We start from the raw sequence: 20,446 nt of genomic DNA on the forward strand, positions 1-20,446 counted from the left end.
CCCCATGCGGGGAGCGACAACAGTGGACGGGTTGACGCTAGAAGAAATAAAAATTTCAATCCACGCTCCCCATGCGGGGAGCGACCAGGCGGAGACTATTTTGGTGATATGTCTTTGGATTTCAATCCACGCTCCCCATGCGGGGAGCGACAACAGTGGACGGGTTGACGCTAGAAGAAATAAAAAATTCAAGCCACGCTCCCCATGCGGGGATCGACCAGGCGGAGACTATTTTGGTGATATGTCTTTGGATTTCAATCCACGCTCCCCATGCGGGGAGCGACACAAGCAGTGGACAAATTACGTGGAGCGGTTCGGCATTTCAATCCACGCTCCCCATGCGGGGAGCGACGCGAAAAAAGAAACCGGCAACGACTGAGACACCGATTTCAATCCACGCTCCCCATGCGGGGAGCGACCGCAACAACCGCCACCATTGAAACGGGCGTTGAAATTTCAATCCACGCTCCCCATGCGGGGAGCGACGGTGCTGCTTTTTCAGCAGGACGGCTATACCGTATTTCAATCCACGCTCCCCATGCGGGGAGCGACGTAACGATGAAGGAATTGAAAAAACGGGTTGAAATTTCAATCCACGCTCCCCATGCGGGGAGCGACAGCGCAATCAGCAGAGCAACAGAGCTTAATCGAATTTCAATCCACGCTCCCCATGCGGGGAGCGACTTGTTCTGGCCTTCCATAACCTGAGGGCCGTTCCAGATTTCAATCCACGCTCCCCATGCGGGGAGCGACCGAACGGGAGTATATCAACTCCCTGCTGAGCCAGATTTCAATCCACGCTCCCCATGCGGGGAGCGACGCCCACCATGCTCTAAGCGATGGCGTCACTTATTTCAATCCACGCTCCCCATGCGGGGAGCGACCCAGCGCGTGTGCGCCGTCCTGGGATGTGGTGGCGATTTCAATCCACGCTCCCCATGCGGGGAGCGACCAAAATTGGGCCGAAATTGGGCTGAAATTGGGCTATTTCAATCCACGCTCCCCATGCGGGGAGCGACGACGGTCAATTCGACTTCCGGCTCGCTCCCAGTGATTTCAATCCACGCTCCCCATGCGGGGAGCGACCGAAAGGTCATCCACTTCTCTCACTTGCAGAGTATTTCAATCCACGCTCCCCATGCGGGGAGCGACTGCACGACCAAAACCCCTTTGGGTTTTGCCCTGATTTCAATCCACGCTCCCCATGCGGGGAGCGACGGTTAATGCAATCCAGCAGCGAGGCACCCTGGACATTTCAATCCACGCTCCCCATGCGGGGAGCGACGCACGGGAAGCTACTTTTTAAACGGCAGCAGATAATTTCAATCCACGCTCCCCATGCGGGGAGCGACACAAACATTATATCCCTATTGTGGATATTACGTTATTTCAATCCACGCTCCCCATGCGGGGAGCGACCACCGTCAAGGCCAAAGGACCACGGGAAAAGGGTTATTTCAATCCACGCTCCCCATGCGGGGAGCGACGGGGCTCCAGGAAGCCCTCATGAAAAACCTTGAGAATTTCAATCCACGCTCCCCATGCGGGGAGCGACTGTTTCAACACTAGCGAGTTGTGCTTGCAAGCTGATTTCAATCCACGCTCCCCATGCGGGGAGCGACTTTCACCTTTTCCCCGTTGTTAAGGTACGTAGCAATTTCAATCCACGCTCCCCATGCGGGGAGCGACCGGGTACTGGACATCACGATGAGAGCTGCAAGCGGAATTTCAATCCACGCTCCCCATGCGGGGAGCGACCGTATAATGTTGTGGTTGCGCCTTGCTCACGATTATTTCAATCCACGCTCCCCATGCGGGGAGCGACCCAGCTTCCAAATTATCGACTCGCCACTGTCTACATTTCAATCCACGCTCCCCATGCGGGGAGCGACTATCCTTGTCCGGCATATTTCCAGCTTCCCTGATTTCAATCCACGCTCCCCATGCGGGGAGCGACTCAAACACAATGTCTGCATAACCTTTGCCGTCGTGATTTCAATCCACGCTCCCCATGCGGGGAGCGACTCAGAGTCTTAATGATGTCCGCATTGTTGACTCGATTTCAATCCACGCTCCCCATGCGGGGAGCGACATCTGTGCCATTGCCCTGGTTGCAATCCCAGGGATTTCAATCCACGCTCCCCATGCGGGGAGCGACACGGCATAACTATGAAAAATATTGAAGGACTGAAATTTCAATCCACGCTCCCCATGCGGGGAGCGACATCCCACCAGCTGGGCTAACCCCTTCATCGTCACCATTTCAATCCACGCTCCCCATGCGGGGAGCGACCTAGGCGTTTCCAACCAGAATGGGTAGAAGTACCAATTTCAATCCACGCTCCCCATGCGGGGAGCGACGTTTTACCTCCCATCATATCTCTTACATTGGCCTATTTCAATCCACGCTCCCCATGCGGGGAGCGACATCCACTTATCAAATATCCAAATATCCCCTTATCATTTCAATCCACGCTCCCCATGCGGGGAGCGACTGAACAATTAAACAAAGATGCCTTGTATGGTTCGATTTCAATCCACGCTCCCCATGCGGGGAGCGACGATTTAATTATGTAGAAAGTAGACACCAATTGAATTTCAATCCACGCTCCCCATGCGGGGAGCGACGACAAGTGAAGGACGAAACTGCCTATGTAGTTATATTTCAATCCACGCTCCCCATGCGGGGAGCGACGCTTTCGGTCATGTCCAAAGAGATTGATAAGCGAATTTCAATCCACGCTCCCCATGCGGGGAGCGACGTTTCATTCCAGTCAGCATTAATCTGTCCAGCAATTTCAATCCACGCTCCCCATGCGGGGAGCGACTAACCTCTAATCATATGGTCAAAAGCCATAGGGATTTCAATCCACGCTCCCCATGCGGGGAGCGACTAAAGACAAGAAAAAAAAAGAAACCCCTATCAAAATTTCAATCCACGCTCCCCATGCGGGGAGCGACCAATCAGGGGAATCTAAATCATCTTCATCATGAGATTTCAATCCACGCTCCCCATGCGGGGAGCGACGACTACCCAGCAAATTCAGGAACTTCACCTGATTATTTCAATCCACGCTCCCCATGCGGGGAGCGACAAAAAAAGAAACCCCTATCAGTATGAAATGGAGAATTTCAATCCACGCTCCCCATGCGGGGAGCGACGGAGGACGTAAACAAAGATTATTTACGAGCAATTATTTCAATCCACGCTCCCCATGCGGGGAGCGACATGCAAACTATGTGAAAACCTCGTATCGGTTAGGATTTCAATCCACGCTCCCCATGCGGGGAGCGACGATGCTATTGAAATGCTGAAAGAACATCAAATGATTTCAATCCACGCTCCCCATGCGGGGAGCGACTAGCATAGGGCGGTTTGATTGTCAACACTTTTTTATTTCAATCCACGCTCCCCATGCGGGGAGCGACGTTACATGGTGTGGTAAGTCCCTGGCGACAATTAATTTCAATCCACGCTCCCCATGCGGGGAGCGACGGGAGCCTGGCCCCAGATCAAAGCGTTTATCGACCAATTTCAATCCACGCTCCCCATGCGGGGAGCGACGGAGCTTCAGCAAGGCGGCCAGCTCTGCCCTGGTATTTCAATCCACGCTCCCCATGCGGGGAGCGACACGTGTGGTTACGAAAACGTAACAAAAGGAGGTGATTTCAATCCACGCTCCCCATGCGGGGAGCGACCAGTAGTACGGTTATAGTCATTGTCAGCATCCGTATTTCAATCCACGCTCCCCATGCGGGGAGCGACAAGGGGGGATAACACATGACACCAATTACTGACGATTTCAATCCACGCTCCCCATGCGGGGAGCGACCGGCAAAGGACGTTGCAGCCATCAAAGAGTACCGGATTTCAATCCACGCTCCCCATGCGGGGAGCGACGATTACCGAATGGATACGGTAGCGTTTATAAGCTATTTCAATCCACGCTCCCCATGCGGGGAGCGACGCCCAGGTCTTAGAGGACTGGGTCTTGCCCGTATTTCAATCCACGCTCCCCATGCGGGGAGCGACCAAAGAGCAGCTGAGCAAGGGCGTGGACGCCGAATTTCAATCCACGCTCCCCATGCGGGGAGCGACGGATGAAACGCTCAGCAAAGAACGTGCCAGGCGGATTTCAATCCACGCTCCCCATGCGGGGAGCGACCCAGCTCTTGACGTGGACGACCTCCTCCGGGCGATTTCAATCCACGCTCCCCATGCGGGGAGCGACGTCAAAGCCGGATTCAATTCCACAGGCTTTGATATTTCAATCCACGCTCCCCATGCGGGGAGCGACACTCGGTAGTAATCGTCAACCGGGCCTTGCTCCAATTTCAATCCACGCTCCCCATGCGGGGAGCGACTCTTAGTTGGTGAGTTGGCCAAGATTCTCCGGGATTTCAATCCACGCTCCCCATGCGGGGAGCGACTCGCCGTACTGATCGGTGGCCAGGATTTTAGATGATTTCAATCCACGCTCCCCATGCGGGGAGCGACCCTGGCTTCGGAGTCTTCGGGGCTTCCGGGATGGATTTCAATCCACGCTCCCCATGCGGGGAGCGACTCATGTGTTATCCAACGCTTAAACTCTCTGGCGATTTCAATCCACGCTCCCCATGCGGGGAGCGACGGAGAAAGCTGGTCAGATGGGCCGTGCGGATCCAAATTTCAATCCACGCTCCCCATGCGGGGAGCGACGAGTCGGTCAGCGAGGTGTAGATGCTGCCGACAGGATTTCAATCCACGCTCCCCATGCGGGGAGCGACATTGACCTGTAGGAGGTGGAATGAATGGCCGACGCATTTCAATCCACGCTCCCCATGCGGGGAGCGACAAGGGCAAGCACCCCGACAAGGCGTTGACCTATATTTCAATCCACGCTCCCCATGCGGGGAGCGACGTATTTGGTAAGACGGCAACGGCCGCGTGGAATATTTCAATCCACGCTCCCCATGCGGGGAGCGACCCCTGGAAGCTGAAAATAACAAAGAGGTGAGCAAATTTCAATCCACGCTCCCCATGCGGGGAGCGACCCGGGAATTTGAACTCATTTATAATGACCCGACGATTTCAATCCACGCTCCCCATGCGGGGAGCGACGACTGGAAATGGTGGACGAAAGACCGGCGCGGATTTCAATCCACGCTCCCCATGCGGGGAGCGACTTCCATTGTTTTATTGGCTGAGACGGACGGCAAATTTCAATCCACGCTCCCCATGCGGGGAGCGACGAAGGGTGTACCCCGTGAATACGACGAAAGTAAATTTCAATCCACGCTCCCCATGCGGGGAGCGACGATAACGCCTAAGAGAGTAACGAAAGTCTTCAAATTTCAATCCACGCTCCCCATGCGGGGAGCGACGGCCTACACCCCATCCGCCACCGGACTCTGCTTCATTTCAATCCACGCTCCCCATGCGGGGAGCGACTACAGCCAATATTTACGTTGCTCGGCGTAATGGATTTCAATCCACGCTCCCCATGCGGGGAGCGACCCAAACCGTTGACCGATGAATTATTTTATTTAGATTTCAATCCACGCTCCCCATGCGGGGAGCGACCAAGGGCAAGCACCCCGACAAGGCGTTGACCTATATTTCAATCCACGCTCCCCATGCGGGGAGCGACTGATTTTTGGTTGCCCGATGCCTACGACAATCGGATTTCAATCCACGCTCCCCATGCGGGGAGCGACGGCGGCCGCTTTTCAGGCCACCGGGATACCCGCGATTTCAATCCACGCTCCCCATGCGGGGAGCGACCGGCAGCGGAACGCCGGGTTGAGGTTTGGAACCGTATTTCAATCCACGCTCCCCATGCGGGGAGCGACACCGCCCGCCGTAATATTCCCGGGGGTATAGCCAATTTCAATCCACGCTCCCCATGCGGGGAGCGACCATAAGGAAAACGGCTACATTGTGCGATCTCGCGATTTCAATCCACGCTCCCCATGCGGGGAGCGACTAAGGACGCCAGCATGGTAGCGGTATCCATGGCCTATTTCAATCCACGCTCCCCATGCGGGGAGCGACATTGCGGTGCACAATTGCCACCACATCCTGTCCAATTTCAATCCACGCTCCCCATGCGGGGAGCGACCCCTGCCACGACGATTTTTTCCCGGGCTACAATATTTCAATCCACGCTCCCCATGCGGGGAGCGACGGCTGTGACAACGGCGCCCGTGTCCGGTGCCGTTATTTCAATCCACGCTCCCCATGCGGGGAGCGACAATATCTGAACATTGTGGAGGACGACGACGATAATTTCAATCCACGCTCCCCATGCGGGGAGCGACAACGATGCTTTTTCTGGGACGGTGCCGTCGTGGATTTCAATCCACGCTCCCCATGCGGGGAGCGACGCAGGGGCGGAAACATTAATCCGTACCCTGGCAAATTCCAATCCACGCTCCCCATGCGGGGAGCGACATCTTGGCTAAAGCCGTTGCGCCTACTGACGTCAAATTTCAATCCACGCTCCCCATGCGGGGAGCGACGTTTCCTTTCAGTTTTTTCAGGGACGGAACCTTATTTCAATCCACGCTCCCCATGCGGGGAGCGACGGCCGAAGCTGGTGTTGACCTGGTAGACATTATGATTTCAATCCACGCTCCCCATGCGGGGAGCGACAAAAATTTCCGCAAGAAATTAAACATTTAACCTGATTTCAATCCACGCTCCCCATGCGGGGAGCGACGGATGAAAAATTCGGATTGCGTATCGTTCCGTGTATTTCAATCCACGCTCCCCATGCGGGGAGCGACGCAGGGGCGGAAACATTAATCCGTACCCTGGCAGATTTCAATCCACGCTCCCCATGCGGGGAGCGACACCGCGGACACATTTAACGTGACGTTGCCGCCGATTTCAATCCACGCTCCCCATGCGGGGAGCGACCGCTGTTTAGGCGTTTCAGCCCTTCGTCATTGGTATTTCAATCCACGCTCCCCATGCGGGGAGCGACTGCAAACAGCAGCAACGACAGGCAGCAGGCCGCATTTCAATCCACGCTCCCCATGCGGGGAGCGACCACCTCCTCATTGTGTCTTTTAAGACACTCATAATTTCAATCCACGCTCCCCATGCGGGGAGCGACGAAACCCCCAATTTGGCGCCATGGTACGGACCATATTTCAATCCACGCTCCCCATGCGGGGAGCGACTGCGGTGCACAATTGCCACCACATCCTGTCCAATTTCAATCCACGCTCCCCATGCGGGGAGCGACTAAAGAGGATATGATCGAGAGCAAGCCCATCATATTTCAATCCACGCTCCCCATGCGGGGAGCGACGGCCGAAATCGACCAGGCAATGGCAACGGCGGGAATTTCAATCCACGCTCCCCATGCGGGGAGCGACAAAATGGCGACCGGATCGCCCAGATGCTGATTGTATTTCAATCCACGCTCCCCATGCGGGGAGCGACAGATGGCATGATGAATCAGATATTGAGTTTGCATTTCAATCCACGCTCCCCATGCGGGGAGCGACAAACGCTTGGAAGCCGAACTTGGCCCGTATGTTATTTCAATCCACGCTCCCCATGCGGGGAGCGACTCGGCGTTAACCAAAATACCCGTAGGCAACGTGGATTTCAATCCACGCTCCCCATGCGGGGAGCGACCAAAAATCATCATCGATGAAACCAACATCAAGGACATTTCAATCCACGCTCCCCATGCGGGGAGCGACGAGCTATTGTGCTTTACCCGTTTTTTAGACCTTGCATTTCAATCCACGCTCCCCATGCGGGGAGCGACTCCATCGTGGCCACCCTGGGCGGGGCCGTCCAAATTTCAATCCACGCTCCCCATGCGGGGAGCGACAAAAATCATCATCGATGAAACCAACATCAAGGACATTTCAATCCACGCTCCCCATGCGGGGAGCGACAAGCGTTTGCAGCGTGGGCGAAGAAATGCTTGGAAATTTCAATCCACGCTCCCCATGCGGGGAGCGACAATAGCCGCCGCCGTCATGATTGCGCGAAAACGATTTCAATCCACGCTCCCCATGCGGGGAGCGACTTTGCAAGAGCTTCCCGGACCTCCGGTGTTTCCAATTTCAATCCACGCTCCCCATGCGGGGAGCGACGATATTGTCTATAAACCGTTGACAAAGCTGACAATTTCAATCCACGCTCCCCATGCGGGGAGCGACTAGGTACATCTGGCATTGCTCAGTATTACCACGGATTTCAATCCACGCTCCCCATGCGGGGAGCGACTAATCAGAACGCTCAATAAGGAAGGAAATTATAATATTTCAATCCACGCTCCCCATGCGGGGAGCGACGCCAGCAGGTTAAAATATCAACGGTCCGAATACGGATTTCAATCCACGCTCCCCATGCGGGGAGCGACATAGCGATAAACCAGCTTCCGTTGCCCGTCCAATTTCAATCCACGCTCCCCATGCGGGGAGCGACTGTGACATTATCTGGAACGGGTGCAATTCCACGAGATTTCAATCCACGCTCCCCATGCGGGGAGCGACGATAGAGTACCTTCTTACCCTTATCATAGACATAATTTCAATCCACGCTCCCCATGCGGGGAGCGACCATTGGTGTCAATGAGATTAAAAAGTTGACCACTATTTCAATCCACGCTCCCCATGCGGGGAGCGACCCTGTGTAGGGGCTGTACGGATATTCACATTACGATTTCAATCCACGCTCCCCATGCGGGGAGCGACTGTAGGCTCCTTTCTCCAGCACCAGCGTCATTTAATTTCAATCCACGCTCCCCATGCGGGGAGCGACCGCCAAGGCAGGCTACCAGCAGGAGTTTATAATATTTCAATCCACGCTCCCCATGCGGGGAGCGACGGAGGATAAGCCATCTGTCCCGGCAGCAGCCCGGATTTCAATCCACGCTCCCCATGCGGGGAGCGACGATGGACTGGACAACTACAGGACTTACTGTCGAATTTCAATCCACGCTCCCCATGCGGGGAGCGACGCCGCACCGGCAGCACACCCGCTGCCGGTGGTAATTTCAATCCACGCTCCCCATGCGGGGAGCGACCTGGCCGAGAACGTCGTCCGGGGCATGACGGAATTTCAATCCACGCTCCCCATGCGGGGAGCGACCGTCAAACAAAAAACACTGAATCCATGCGGGATTCAACATATAATTTTGTGAACCTCATAAAGCAAGTCCTCTGGAGCACGCAAAATCGTTATTAAAATTTATAGGAGCTTGTAGTTCGCATTACAGGATTAAGTTTCCATCTGGATTATATCCAGTCTTAATTCCAACATGGATAATTTTACCTGGCTTAACTTTTCCCAAATTGTAAAACCGTAAACTATCCTTGTTTAGATCTATAATGCTTTCAAGTTGCCCCCGCAATGCCACAAACTGTGCTTCATCCAATGAACACTCAAAGACTGAGTTTTGAACACGCTGTCCATGTGCTACGCAGCATTTGGCAACCTGTCTTAGACGTTTTCGGCCAGCGGCAGTTTCCGTATTCACATCATAAGTTACTACAATCCGCACTCTGACCTCACCTCTCATCTCTTAATGCAAGAATGCAGGATATCCATCTAGATCCTGACGAATATACTTAGCCAGTAATAGAGCTTGGGTATAGGGTACCAATCCCCAGGGAATTTTTTCCTTCAGAAAAGGATGTTCTATTTCATCCCGTTTTCGTTCCTGCCAATGTTCTAAAACAGTTTTTCTCCCTTTGTCATTTAACAATACCGCTCCTGATTCTGTCAAATCAAAATCTTTGGCGGCAACGATTCGGTTATTTACTAAATTTAGCACAAATCGATCCCCACAGACGCTTCGAAGTTCTTCCATAAGATCTAAGGCCAATGATTCACGACCAGGACGATCTCGATGCATAAAACCAACGTAAGAATCTAACCCTACAGACTCTAACGCTGAAGCACAATCATGCGCTAAAAGTGTGTAAACAAATGACAACAGAGCATTCATGCGATCTAAAGGCGGTCTTTTATTTCTCTCTTTTAAAAAAAAATGTTTTTTGTCTGTTAGAATCATATCATCAAAAATAGAGAAATATAAATGAGCTGCATTGCCCTCCACTCCACGCAATTCTTCCGTAGAATTAACAGTCTGTACTCCCCGGAGAGAACTCTTCAGATTGGCAATTACTTCTTCAAATTTGGGCAAATCAATACGCATGGGGTGATCGCGAGTGTATCTCATAAGAGTAGAGCGTGCATTATAAATCTTACCGGTAATCATATATTTGGACAATGTACAGCAAAAGGGCTCCTGCTCCGACAATCGATATTGTGCTTTTCTTAGCAATACATTCCCGTGGCTTGCTCCACATACCCTGGCTAAAAAACGCCCATTTGGTTTTAAAAAACAAAACCCTATATTCCGTTTGGCACATTCGCCCAATAATGCAGGAGAAGCGCCTCTATACCCAAAATAGAGAATGTTTTCTAAATTGAGAAGGGGCAGCTGTGCTGCCCTTTCTTGATTTTTCCAAAGAACTATATTTGCGTCTTCCAAGGACAAATATGCATCTTCTGACATTACGAACAATGTGTTTAGCAACTTTCTCATTTTTTACCATCCCCCAGCATATCCTGATAATATTCTGCCACATTACTGCGTTTAAGCAATGAGGGAAGACAGTAATCTTTTAAAGAACAGCTGCTACATCTTTTGCTAGGTTTCACTTTAGGAATAATCCCCCGGGAAAAATAACCATGCATTTCTAACAGAGTATTTTTTGCGGCAAGCCTCAAGGTATCTGTAATTTCTATACGCCTACGGCGCATTAACTCATGATAGAAGAGATCTGCTGCATCAATATGGCAGGCCAGCATTTCTTCCAAGCAAAGAACCTCACAGCACAGCTGCAGCATATCGCTGCCATCATCTTTGTCTTTGCCCCGTTTATACTCAACTGGATTCACCTGCCAAAGACCGCGATGCTTGGGCAAATGGATTCCAATTTCTTCTTGTTCCGTAGGCAGAAACTCTACCACATCACATTGTCCTGAAATTCCTAACTGAGGTGATGCAATTTTCAGGGCTCTCACTGTCATGATTCCAGCCCTTTTCTCAACATAGTCATTTTTATGAGCATTCTTGTGCACCAATTCTCCTTCAGCAGTCAGACGGTTCTCAGCCCAAACCTGCCCAATATGAATGAGTGCCCATTGTCGCCTACAAAATGCAAAGTGCTGAATTCCTGACAGTAAGAGATATTCATCTTCTTTATATGCCATTTTTCCCTTTATTTTTCATTATGTATGGCAATGCACCGGTTTATTCTTCTACTTTTTCCTGTTCAACCATCTCCGTGCAGTGAACCCCGGTCGGCCAATTTGCTGTATCTACTGTTACAGCATAATCTTCAAACGAGCGTGCAACTTTCTGGGCATCCTTCTTTTCTACCTGCACACGGTTAAACAGTTTATAAGATTGCGTATTGCCCAAAACAGAATCATGCTTAAACACATACAGCTTTCTTACTGCCATATTGCCTCTAGCGGCAGAATGGTCATTTTCAAACATATTTACCAATGCTTCCCAAAGCAGCTTTAAGTCATCTTCAGAAAAGCCAGTAGATTTTTGTGCCAGGTTGGCAGAAACATAGCCTTCCATCCGATACAAGCCATAAGGCACGATATATTTCCGTCCCATCTCAGTTTTTTTATTAGCTGCATCTTTCTCAGTAGTGATGGCTACCCGCGTAATGGTAATTTCTTGCGGTGTAATGGGGTCAATGCTCCGGGAAAATCCCAGTTGCACCGGTCCTCTCACCTGGCCACAATTCAGTGCTCCTTTTACGAAGGTGGTCATAACTGCGCCAAAGGTCCGCACGTCATAGAAGTTTTGGCACATGAAATCTTTAATTTTTTTATCGGCATCGGGGTCTTTTTTCTTTATATCTTTAATATCGTTTACATTCAAATACTCCAACGCCGTTTTATCACTGGATTCCAACGGAACAGACTCTTTAATATAAATCTTATAGCCTTTTTCATCTGCCTTGGCATCTTCTACATAGTTGCGGATTTTCCGTTTAATGCAGACGTCCGTTACCAGACCCAAGCCCGTTTCCGGATCTACCCGGGGCATATTCCCTGCATCAGGGTCCCCATTAGGATTTCCGTTCTCCACATCATACAGCACCACAAAATCGTATCTGTTTTGAATTGCTTCGCTCATCATTTTTCCTCCTTTTTCGTAAACCGTTTTTGGGTTTCCTGATAATACCCTAAAATAAATACCCCTTGTTCTTCTTGATTCAACCGACTGGGAATAGGCTTTCCTTGATTCGGCATCACAATTTCATCGGCCAGCGCTTGCAGCTTTTTGGAATAGTAAACTTGTTGTCTTTTTTCCAACTTTGCCAGATGTGCATTAGCCAACTTCATAAGTGTCGGAAAAACAGACCCCGGTGTTGCACAGGCTGCATTGAAATACCGATCCTTAATGGTGGCGTTAATGCCAGGATTAGCGGCTTCCTGCAGTGCCTCAAGAACTGAGAACAAACGCCCCAATACATAGGGCAACGCCTTACAATCTTCATTGACTGCCATAGTTAAATCTTCACCCCATCTTTCAAAATGATTTTTTAATAAGTACGCTTTAATAAAAGCGGCTTTGACATAAGTAATTTTGTTGACAGTAGTCGTCCCATTATCTCCTCTTTCATCCTGGTCAGAGAAAACTCTCAACAAGATATTCTGATACATAGCTTCTGGATAGGGCTGTCCCTGCAGAATACTCCGCAGCAAACTGCCTGCCAGCAAGGGGGATGATGCAGGATCCTTAGAATGTGGATTAACTGTAGCCTTGAGCAATCTCCACAAAGGAATTTGTTCTTGCTTTTCCCAGCTCGGGCGTACAATTTTCATACGCTGGTGATGCTCTGCAATGTGGGCAATTGTTGCTCCAAAGGTATTGCGATAAAAGAATCGGATGGAAAGACGTGCTGCATTAGGGGCCAATCCCAATACATAAAACGGTTCATCAGGTGACAATGTTACGCCAGAAATATCAGCTTGCTGTCCCTTAGAAATTTTTTCAATCATTGCAGCTAAGTCAGCTTCCGAAATTCCTGCATCATTACCCATACACTCAGAAAAGCCATCTTGATACAATGGGTTGGCATCAGCTGACCAATACACCACGGTATCACCACCCACAAGGCTGCATTTTCTTTCTCGGATTAGATAATTCAAAGCTGCGGAATAAGCAAATGCTGCATATTCTCCTACAGGAGCATTATTGCCCTGTTCCCCATCATGACCATAGGATTCAAGAGCATTTGTATTAAAAGATACAATAGCGGCTCCGCTAGTCTGGGCCCCCCTCACTCCTTTGATATTAGGGTGAATACGCGCTATAGGAACATTTTTTCTTCCTGTTACTAAACATTGGCCTCTAGTGAAATCACCAATAGAATTTGCTTTAAAGGAATCCCACGCTCTACAAATTTCTTTATCTTTAAGTGGACTATCCTGATTAACAATAAAGATTAAATTTCCGCCATTATTTATGGCATCCGGTTCTGCATTAATCAGAGAATTTTGTTCAGCCTCTAATGGGTTCCAGCAATCAAAAAATTTTAGTATAGCTTTTGCAACTGTAGATTGACAATGGTCCAATATCTTATGATGCAATTCTTTAGCTGCGTTAAATTTTTCTAATTGAACACTTCCTTTTTCATATCCCAATAAATATCCGGCATTATCGCATAAAAAATGTGCTTTCTTTTGCGTTCCTGATCTATGTTCAGGTTCAGGTACTAATAGAAACTTTTTTAAGCTTTTACCATCACTTGTTTCCGCCAAAATTGATTGAAGCTGGATTAATTTACCATCTTCATTCAATACTACTTGATAAGATATAGGCAATTTACTCCAGCCAGGCTTACCTACAAGGCCATCCCTAATCAAAGAATCGTAATAATCTGTCAGGGCTTGTAAGATCATTGATGCACCTCACAATTCCGCAAATCCAGGATGCCATCTTTTAATTCTGCCTTGAAAAACATTGGCGTAATTTGTTCTGGATTGCTATAGTCCATATCATACAGCATATAGCCTAGGGATTGGGTATACGGATAGGGTATCAATACTTCTTCATCCTCTACCAAGCGGAAACAAGCAGGAAATTCTCTGGTTCCAAAGTAAGGTTGATGGTAACATTGTCCCTTTCGTGCCCGACGGGTAAGCATTTCGCGAAATTTCCCAGGATTATCACCTGCAGCGGCCTTATCAGTCATCTCAAAATGGAGAGTGATGCAGTAGCGTACATCTTTTAAAACAGTAGAGGCTCTCTGCATGATATCCTGCCTTGTAACAATCATAATAGGTTTACCTTTTTTAGCATTTGCCTTTACTGAACTTGCACTTAACTTATGCATAAGTTCATTCCGGCGGATGTTGGTGAATTTAATGGGATTGAGTACATCAATTTCATCAATCACATACCGCAATCCTGGATGCCAATAGATGGCCTCTACCAAGCCGCGCGCTGCTGACGGGGTCATTACATCATAGGAAACTCGCTCAGCCTTCATCTCCGGCCGGGTAAAGCAGGCATACGGCCCCCAGCATTCAATCTTCACTCCATAATTCATCCTATCACCTCATTTTGTTCAAATTGCAGCATTACCAACATATTCCCATCCCCTCCTCATGATGGTAATGAAAGCCCATTTTCTCATCATAGACTTTTTCCAGATTTGTCAGTATCGCCAAATTTTCGTCTAGTTCAATTGCATAACCATCATTAATCAATTGTTCATATAAACCTTTAGTATGAAAAAAAGCACCAGAATATACGTTAACACTGTATTTTGCTGCCTTTCTCATCAATTCTCTATTGCGCACACCTAATCGTAGTTGATTTGCAATCACTTCTGCGTTTTCGTCAAGAGGGATAAACACTGTTTTGGTGTGATCCTCAATCAAATGAAAATCTTTGGCGATTTGCGCAAATGACAGTCTGTTGGATTTCTCCAAAATCTTTTTTTCATCCAGGATAACCTCCTTAGCCTGATAAAGATGTTTAAAATAATATTCAATGGCATTAGGAGAAGATATTTCATCTGGTATAAAAGCTTTAGTCAATTGCGTACACTGTCGTTCTTGTTTTAGAAATCGACTTTTTTGACTTTCCTCTGTTTGGAAAATATGGACAATACTTTCTTCTAAAGGATGCTTTCCTTCCCGATTACAGCGCCCACCACCTTGAATGAGAGAATCAATTCCGGTTTCTTCAATATATACAACCGGAAAATCAATATCCACTCCTACTGAAATAATGCTTGTAGAAACAACTCGACAGGTTTCACCAGCCTTAAGGCGTCTTTTCATTTCTTCAATGACTTTATGCCGATGAATTGGGCATAAATCTGTAGATAAATACCAGCAGTTATCCTGATCAGCTACAGCAGCATAAACCTTTTGAGCTTCGGCCTTTGTCAGACATACACACAAGGCTTGCTTGCTACGAGAGATTTGTTCTCCAATAGTTTCGTAGGTCTGCAGACCATCATCCTGGAACTTTGTTCTTTTAAAGAATTTGTACATTTCCGAGATATTGTCCATGATTTCCTTAGGGCGTTCTGCAAAGAAATCATCCAAAGCCGGCTGGGTAGCACTGCACAGAACCTCAGTACATTGAAAGTCTTTTGCCAAACATTCCATTGCTTGAGTAACCGCCTTTAGAAAATTTGTTGGAAGCATTTGGGCTTCATCATAAATTATGACACTGTTTGCCACATTGTGAAGCTTGCGGCAACGAGAAGTTTTATTTGCAAACAAAGATTCGAAGAATTGTACATTAGTAGTCACAATTATCGGAGCATCCCAATTTTCTGCTGCCAAACGTTTTTGCAGCATATCTTCATTAGTATCATCATAGTCTACCTGGCTGTGGTGTTCTAAAACATTTTGATTTCCTAAAAAAGATTTTAGAACATATGATGTTTGCTCAATAATAGAAGTATATGGAATTACGTAAATAATACGCTCTTTTCCATATTTTTTAGCTTGTTCTAAAGCAAATGCAAAACTAGAAATTGTTTTGCCACCCCCAGTGGGGACAGTCAGGGAATACATTCCAGGGGGCTCTTTTCCCATAGCAATACAGCGTTTCAGGATTTCGCAGCGTTTCTCGTTCAATGCGTTCTTGGCAGATAAATACCCTTTCTCTTGAAGTTTGTCAAAAAAAGCAGCGTGTAATTCGGGAATAGAAGCAAATTTCCCTCGTTCTTGTTGATGGGGATTCATATATCTTTCTGTATCCAGGAAATCTGCATCCACCAAACTGGAAAAAAGCATTCTCATCCTCATGGTATTTACAATACTATTCTGGCTGCGCAGAAGTTCCATCGGTATTCCCAATTTTTCAGGTTTTCCCAATTCATTCATATACGCACCATAATCTGGAATACGTTTTTTCATTCTTCCGCAGAAGCTGCTTTCTTCTCCTGTATCAAGCTTACTTCCCATATCTGGCAAACCTGCGTGATGTCCCGCAATACACATTGCCTCATACACACTATTCATTTCTCGATTTCTGAACAAGAGTTGTGCTCCAGCAGAAGAATGGTCTACTCCGCCTTTCATCAAACCTCGAATATATTCCTGAAATTCTTTGGAATATTTACCCACATCATGATATTTTCCGCACTGATAAGCCATTTGCTTCATTTCAGGACCTGTTGCAAATGATTCAGCTAATTCTGCAACGTGGATTAAATGATCTATCAGCTGCTGTGGAGCATCCTGTCCTTCACCATTTAAGTGTGCAATGTACTGAGAATCCTCTAGATTTTCCATAGGCCCTCCTTTATGATTTACTTTTCATAAGGAAAGATTGAGGTAGAAAATACTTATTATATAAATTCTCCATATCCTCTAATTTTCCTTCTTTCTGCCTAGAAATATTTCAGAGATTTCAAAAACACCAAGTCGAATCGTTTACTCACAAAATTCTTTATTAAAAAAATTGTGGTACATTGCGCAGGTTTTATTCAATTCTTGACTTCTCTTTTATTCTATCACAAACCATGTACAAAAATAATCCCACTTGAAATTCTTTTTCTTGAATTTCAAGTAAATGATTAAAAATGAACATTTTAATCATTTTAGGTTTGCTTTTCTTGAGGGAAACAAGCAGCAATAATTCTTATGCAGTTAACTGCTTTCTTTTTCCAGCAACTCTCCCCTACAGAAGACAACGTTTTCCCCTCCCCTTCCCTATTCCTTATTTTCTTCTTCTCCTTCCATCGTTCCTTCTGCAAGGATACGGATGGCTTCTGGGTTTCCCAGCTCTGCGGCTTTGGCATAATATGCCCGGGCTTTTTTCTGGTTTGCGGGGGTAGGTTCCTGGGTGGCGTACAGGTCGCCTAGATAGAGCAGGGCTTCGGTATTGTCCTGCTTGGCGGCTTTTTCGAACCAGGGCAGAGCCTGGTCTTCTGCTTCTAACAGTACCAGCAGGGCGCCCAGTTCCACCATTGCATCTATGCTGCCCAGCTGGGCGGCCTGGTAAAACAGTTCCAAAGCGCTGTCCGCATCGTCTCCGGCGCCAAAGGCGTAGTATTTGCCCAATAGGACCAGGGCGTGGGTACTGCCTGCTGCGATTTGCTGCTCCAGGGTTTCTTGCTGCAAGGGGTTCAGTTTTTTGCCGGCAAGGATTGTTTCTTCAATTTCCATCATATATATCTCCTGTTTTAGGCACGCTGCTGGGTGCCGGGTATTTGGGGTATTCGTTTCCAGTGTAGCGGACTTGGGCTCCGGCGTCAATTGTTTCGTCCCAGAACTTGTTATTTTTCGTGAAATTCCTGCAATTATGGTTATCTTCCCACTCAGGCGGCTTCTTTTTGGGGAAGCCGGGAAAACTCGGAAAAAATGTGAAGGTTCTATGTTCTTTGGGGAAAAATTTGCTATAATATAAGGTATTCTTTACGAAGGAGGCTGCTATGTCCAAGAAACCTTACGTGCCCGCAGAGATGCTGACCAAGCTGTGGCGGGCGATGATTGAATTTGACATGATCCAGGAGGGGGACAAGATTCTCATTGGTCTTTCCGGCGGCAAGGACAGCCAGTTTATGACGGCTGCGCTGGCTGAGGCCCGGAAGCACAGTCCTCGCCATTTCGATTTATACGCCTATACGGTGGACGGAATGTTCGCCCCGGATTTTCCCAAAAAGGAACTGGAGGACTTCTGTGCTAAGTACGGCATCGAACATTATTCCGACCAGGTGAATGTGGAGGAGGTCTGGGGTCACCGGGGCAATACGCCCTGCTTCTCCTGTGCCTATTTCCGCCGGGCGGCTACCAACCGGAAGGCCAAGGAACTGGGCTGCAATAAGGTGGCGCTGGCCCATCACAATGATGATGCGGTGGAAACGCTGCTGCTCAATCTGTTCAATTCCGGGCAGCTGAAGACGTTCATGCCCTCCACCTATCTGACCAAATCGGGGATTACCGTAATCCGTCCGCTGCTGTTCTACCGGGAGTCGGAGATTATTGCCAACGGCAAGGAAATCGGGCTGGTGCCCCTGAAGAATCCCTGTCCCTACGATGGCAAGACCCAGCGCCAGGAGATGAAGGAAATGGTGGTCCGGCTGGAAGAATCGGTGCCCCATCTGTACGATCATCTGGCCGCCGCGCTGCGCCGCAGTGAGCAGGAAGAACTGTGGCCGGAGAAGCTGAGTCAGCAGGCCATGCTGGGGCGCTTCCGGGATTTCTGGAAAAAAGAACAGGGCTGACCTGGCTCTTTTATATATAGATTATTATTCCCATGAGGGGGAAGAAAAGAGGAGCTTTGTATGGAACAATTTCTTGAACGGGTCTTCCATCTCAAGGAAGCCCACACCACCGCCCGGACGGAAATCGTCGCCGGGATTACTACCTTTATGACCATGGCCTACATTCTCATTGTCAACCCGCTGATTCTCAGCAGCACGGGCATGGATAAAGGGGCTCTGCTGACGGTTACGGCCATTGCGTCCGCCGTTGGTACCATTTTCATGGCCATCTTTGCCAACTATCCGTTTGCTCTGGCCCCCGGCATGGGGCTCAACGCCTACTTTGCCTACACGGTGGTGCAGCAGATGGGCTATCCCTGGCAAATGGCTTTGGCCGCGGTTTTCGTGGAAGGTGTCATTTTCATTCTGCTGACCCTGACCAGTGTCCGGGAAGCGATTTTCAACACCATTCCTCTGACCCTGAAGCAGGCCATTTCCGTAGGTATTGGTTTGTTCATCGCCTTCATCGGTCTTTTGAACGCCCGGATCATCGTCGCCAACCCGGCCACGAAGGTTTCTCTGTATTCCTTTACCAAGGCCATGTCCGACGGCACGTTCCACAGTGTGGGGATTACCGTTCTCCTGGCCATGCTGGGCATTATGTTTACTGCTATTTTGATTATTAAAAACGTGAAGGGCAACATCCTGTTTGGGATTCTGGGCACCTGGATTGCCGGCATGCTGTGCGAAGCCGTGGGCCTGTACGTACCGGATCCCAAGCTGGGCACCTTCAGCGTATTCCCCAATTTTTCCGGCGGGCTGTCTTCCTTCCTGCCCATCAGCCCGGCGCCTCTCTTTATGCAGATGGACTTTAGCCGGGTGTTCTCCCTGGACTTCTTTGTGGTTATCTTCGCGTTCCTGTTTGTGGACCTGTTTGATACCCTGGGCACCATCATTGGCGTAGCCACCAAGAGCAATATGCTGGACGAAAACAACAAGCTGCCCCATATCAAGGGGGCTCTGCTGGCTGATGCTGTGGCCACCTGCGTAGGTGCTGTCATGGGTACCAGCACTGTAACCACGTTCGTAGAAAGTGCTGCCGGGGTTTCCGAAGGCGGCCGGACCGGGCTGACGGCGGTTACCGTTGCCGTGCTGTTCCTGCTGTCCCTGTTCCTGTCCCCGTTCTTTATGGCCATTCCTTCCTTTGCCACTGCTCCGGCTTTGGTAATTGTAGGGTTCCTGATGTTCAGCTCCATTATCGGCATCGACTTCAATGATCTCAGTGAAGCCATTCCGGCCTACATTGCCATCATTGCCATGCCCTTCTGCTACAGCATTTCCGAAGGTATCTCCTTTGGTACCATCAGCTATGTAGCCATGAACCTGCTCACCGGCAAGGCTCACAAGGTCAGCCCTCTTATGGGGGTATTGGCGGTACTGTTTGTGCTGAAGTATTTTATGTTGTAAAAAGTTGCTATAACAAGAAAAGTCAGGCTCTTCTCTGCAATGCAGAGAGGAGCCTGACTTTTTGGTTGTGCGGTTAATGAACATTATAGACGTGGTGCCGGGTATCCACTCTCTATCCGTTTTTAATATCAGTGCGGTCGGCAGGGGCTAGTGCTAGTGCCGGGATTTGAGAAGCAACTACAGAAAATTTGCCCGTGGGCAAATTTTAGGCTCATCACGGAAAATTGGGGGATACGAAATCTAAGACAGAATTTAA

At 48.9% G+C, this 20,446-nt stretch carries 10 protein-coding genes and 1 CRISPR repeat array; of the genes, 2 read left to right on the forward strand and 8 right to left on the reverse strand.

The features are described from left to right. Window positions 1-52: 52 nt before the first annotated feature. Window positions 53-9,100: direct repeats of the CRISPR family, unit length 33 nt; unit sequence ATTTCAATCCACGCTCCCCATGCGGGGAGCGAC. Window positions 9,101-9,221: 121 nt separating this feature from the next. The 8 genes from cas2 to DW089_RS08660 form a co-directional block, all read right to left on the reverse strand. Next, window positions 9,222-9,512, reverse strand: coding sequence for a CRISPR-associated endonuclease Cas2 (gene cas2 / locus DW089_RS08625; protein WP_199614748.1), 291 nt, complete (start codon window positions 9,510-9,512; stop codon window positions 9,222-9,224). Between the two features lie 21 nt (window positions 9,513-9,533). Further along, the gene (gene cas1c, locus DW089_RS08630) at window positions 9,534-10,562 is read right to left on the reverse strand and encodes a type I-C CRISPR-associated endonuclease Cas1c (protein ID WP_118287105.1); all 1,029 of its coding nucleotides are present in this window, start codon (window positions 10,560-10,562) and stop codon (window positions 9,534-9,536) included. Beyond that, window positions 10,559-11,233, reverse strand: coding sequence for a CRISPR-associated protein Cas4 (gene cas4 / locus DW089_RS08635; protein ID WP_118287106.1), 675 nt, complete (start codon window positions 11,231-11,233; stop codon window positions 10,559-10,561). Before cas4 ends, cas1c begins: the two co-directional genes overlap by 4 nt. Window positions 11,234-11,273: 40 nt before the next feature. Further along, the gene (gene cas7c, locus DW089_RS08640) at window positions 11,274-12,179 is read right to left on the reverse strand and encodes a type I-C CRISPR-associated protein Cas7/Csd2 (RefSeq protein ID WP_118287107.1); all 906 of its coding nucleotides are present in this window, start codon (window positions 12,177-12,179) and stop codon (window positions 11,274-11,276) included. Beyond that, entirely contained in the window at window positions 12,179-13,951 is a 1,773-nt protein-coding gene (gene cas8c / locus DW089_RS08645; RefSeq protein ID WP_118287108.1) for a type I-C CRISPR-associated protein Cas8c/Csd1, read from the reverse strand. The genes cas7c and cas8c overlap by 1 nt, the downstream gene beginning before the upstream one ends. Continuing rightward, window positions 13,948-14,601 (reverse strand): type I-C CRISPR-associated protein Cas5c, encoded by a 654-nt coding sequence (gene cas5c / locus DW089_RS08650; protein WP_105325956.1) that lies wholly within the window; start codon window positions 14,599-14,601, stop codon window positions 13,948-13,950. Before cas5c ends, cas8c begins: the two co-directional genes overlap by 4 nt. 31 nt (window positions 14,602-14,632) lie before the next feature. Continuing rightward, entirely contained in the window at window positions 14,633-16,810 is a 2,178-nt protein-coding gene (cas3, locus tag DW089_RS08655; RefSeq protein WP_118287109.1) for a CRISPR-associated helicase Cas3', read from the reverse strand. Window positions 16,811-17,230: 420 nt separating this feature from the next. Next, window positions 17,231-17,689 carry a tetratricopeptide repeat protein gene (locus DW089_RS08660; RefSeq protein WP_118287110.1) on the reverse strand — a complete coding sequence of 153 codons (459 nt, stop codon included), beginning with the start codon at window positions 17,687-17,689 and terminating at the stop codon, window positions 17,231-17,233. 263 nt (window positions 17,690-17,952) lie between these two features. Here DW089_RS08660 and DW089_RS08665 point away from each other — a divergent pair, with 263 nt between their 5' ends. Beyond that, on the forward strand, window positions 17,953-18,744 hold the full coding sequence (locus DW089_RS08665) for an ATP-binding protein (protein WP_105325959.1): 792 nt from the start codon (window positions 17,953-17,955) through the stop codon (window positions 18,742-18,744). A 60-nt stretch (window positions 18,745-18,804) separates the two neighbouring features. Beyond that, the gene (locus DW089_RS08670; protein WP_105325960.1) at window positions 18,805-20,190 is read left to right on the forward strand and encodes an NCS2 family permease; all 1,386 of its coding nucleotides are present in this window, start codon (window positions 18,805-18,807) and stop codon (window positions 20,188-20,190) included. Window positions 20,191-20,446 lie beyond the last annotated feature (256 nt).

It is taken from the genome of Acidaminococcus sp. AM05-11 (assembly GCF_003472805.1).
Lineage (GTDB): Bacteria > Bacillota > Negativicutes > Acidaminococcales > Acidaminococcaceae > Acidaminococcus > Acidaminococcus hominis.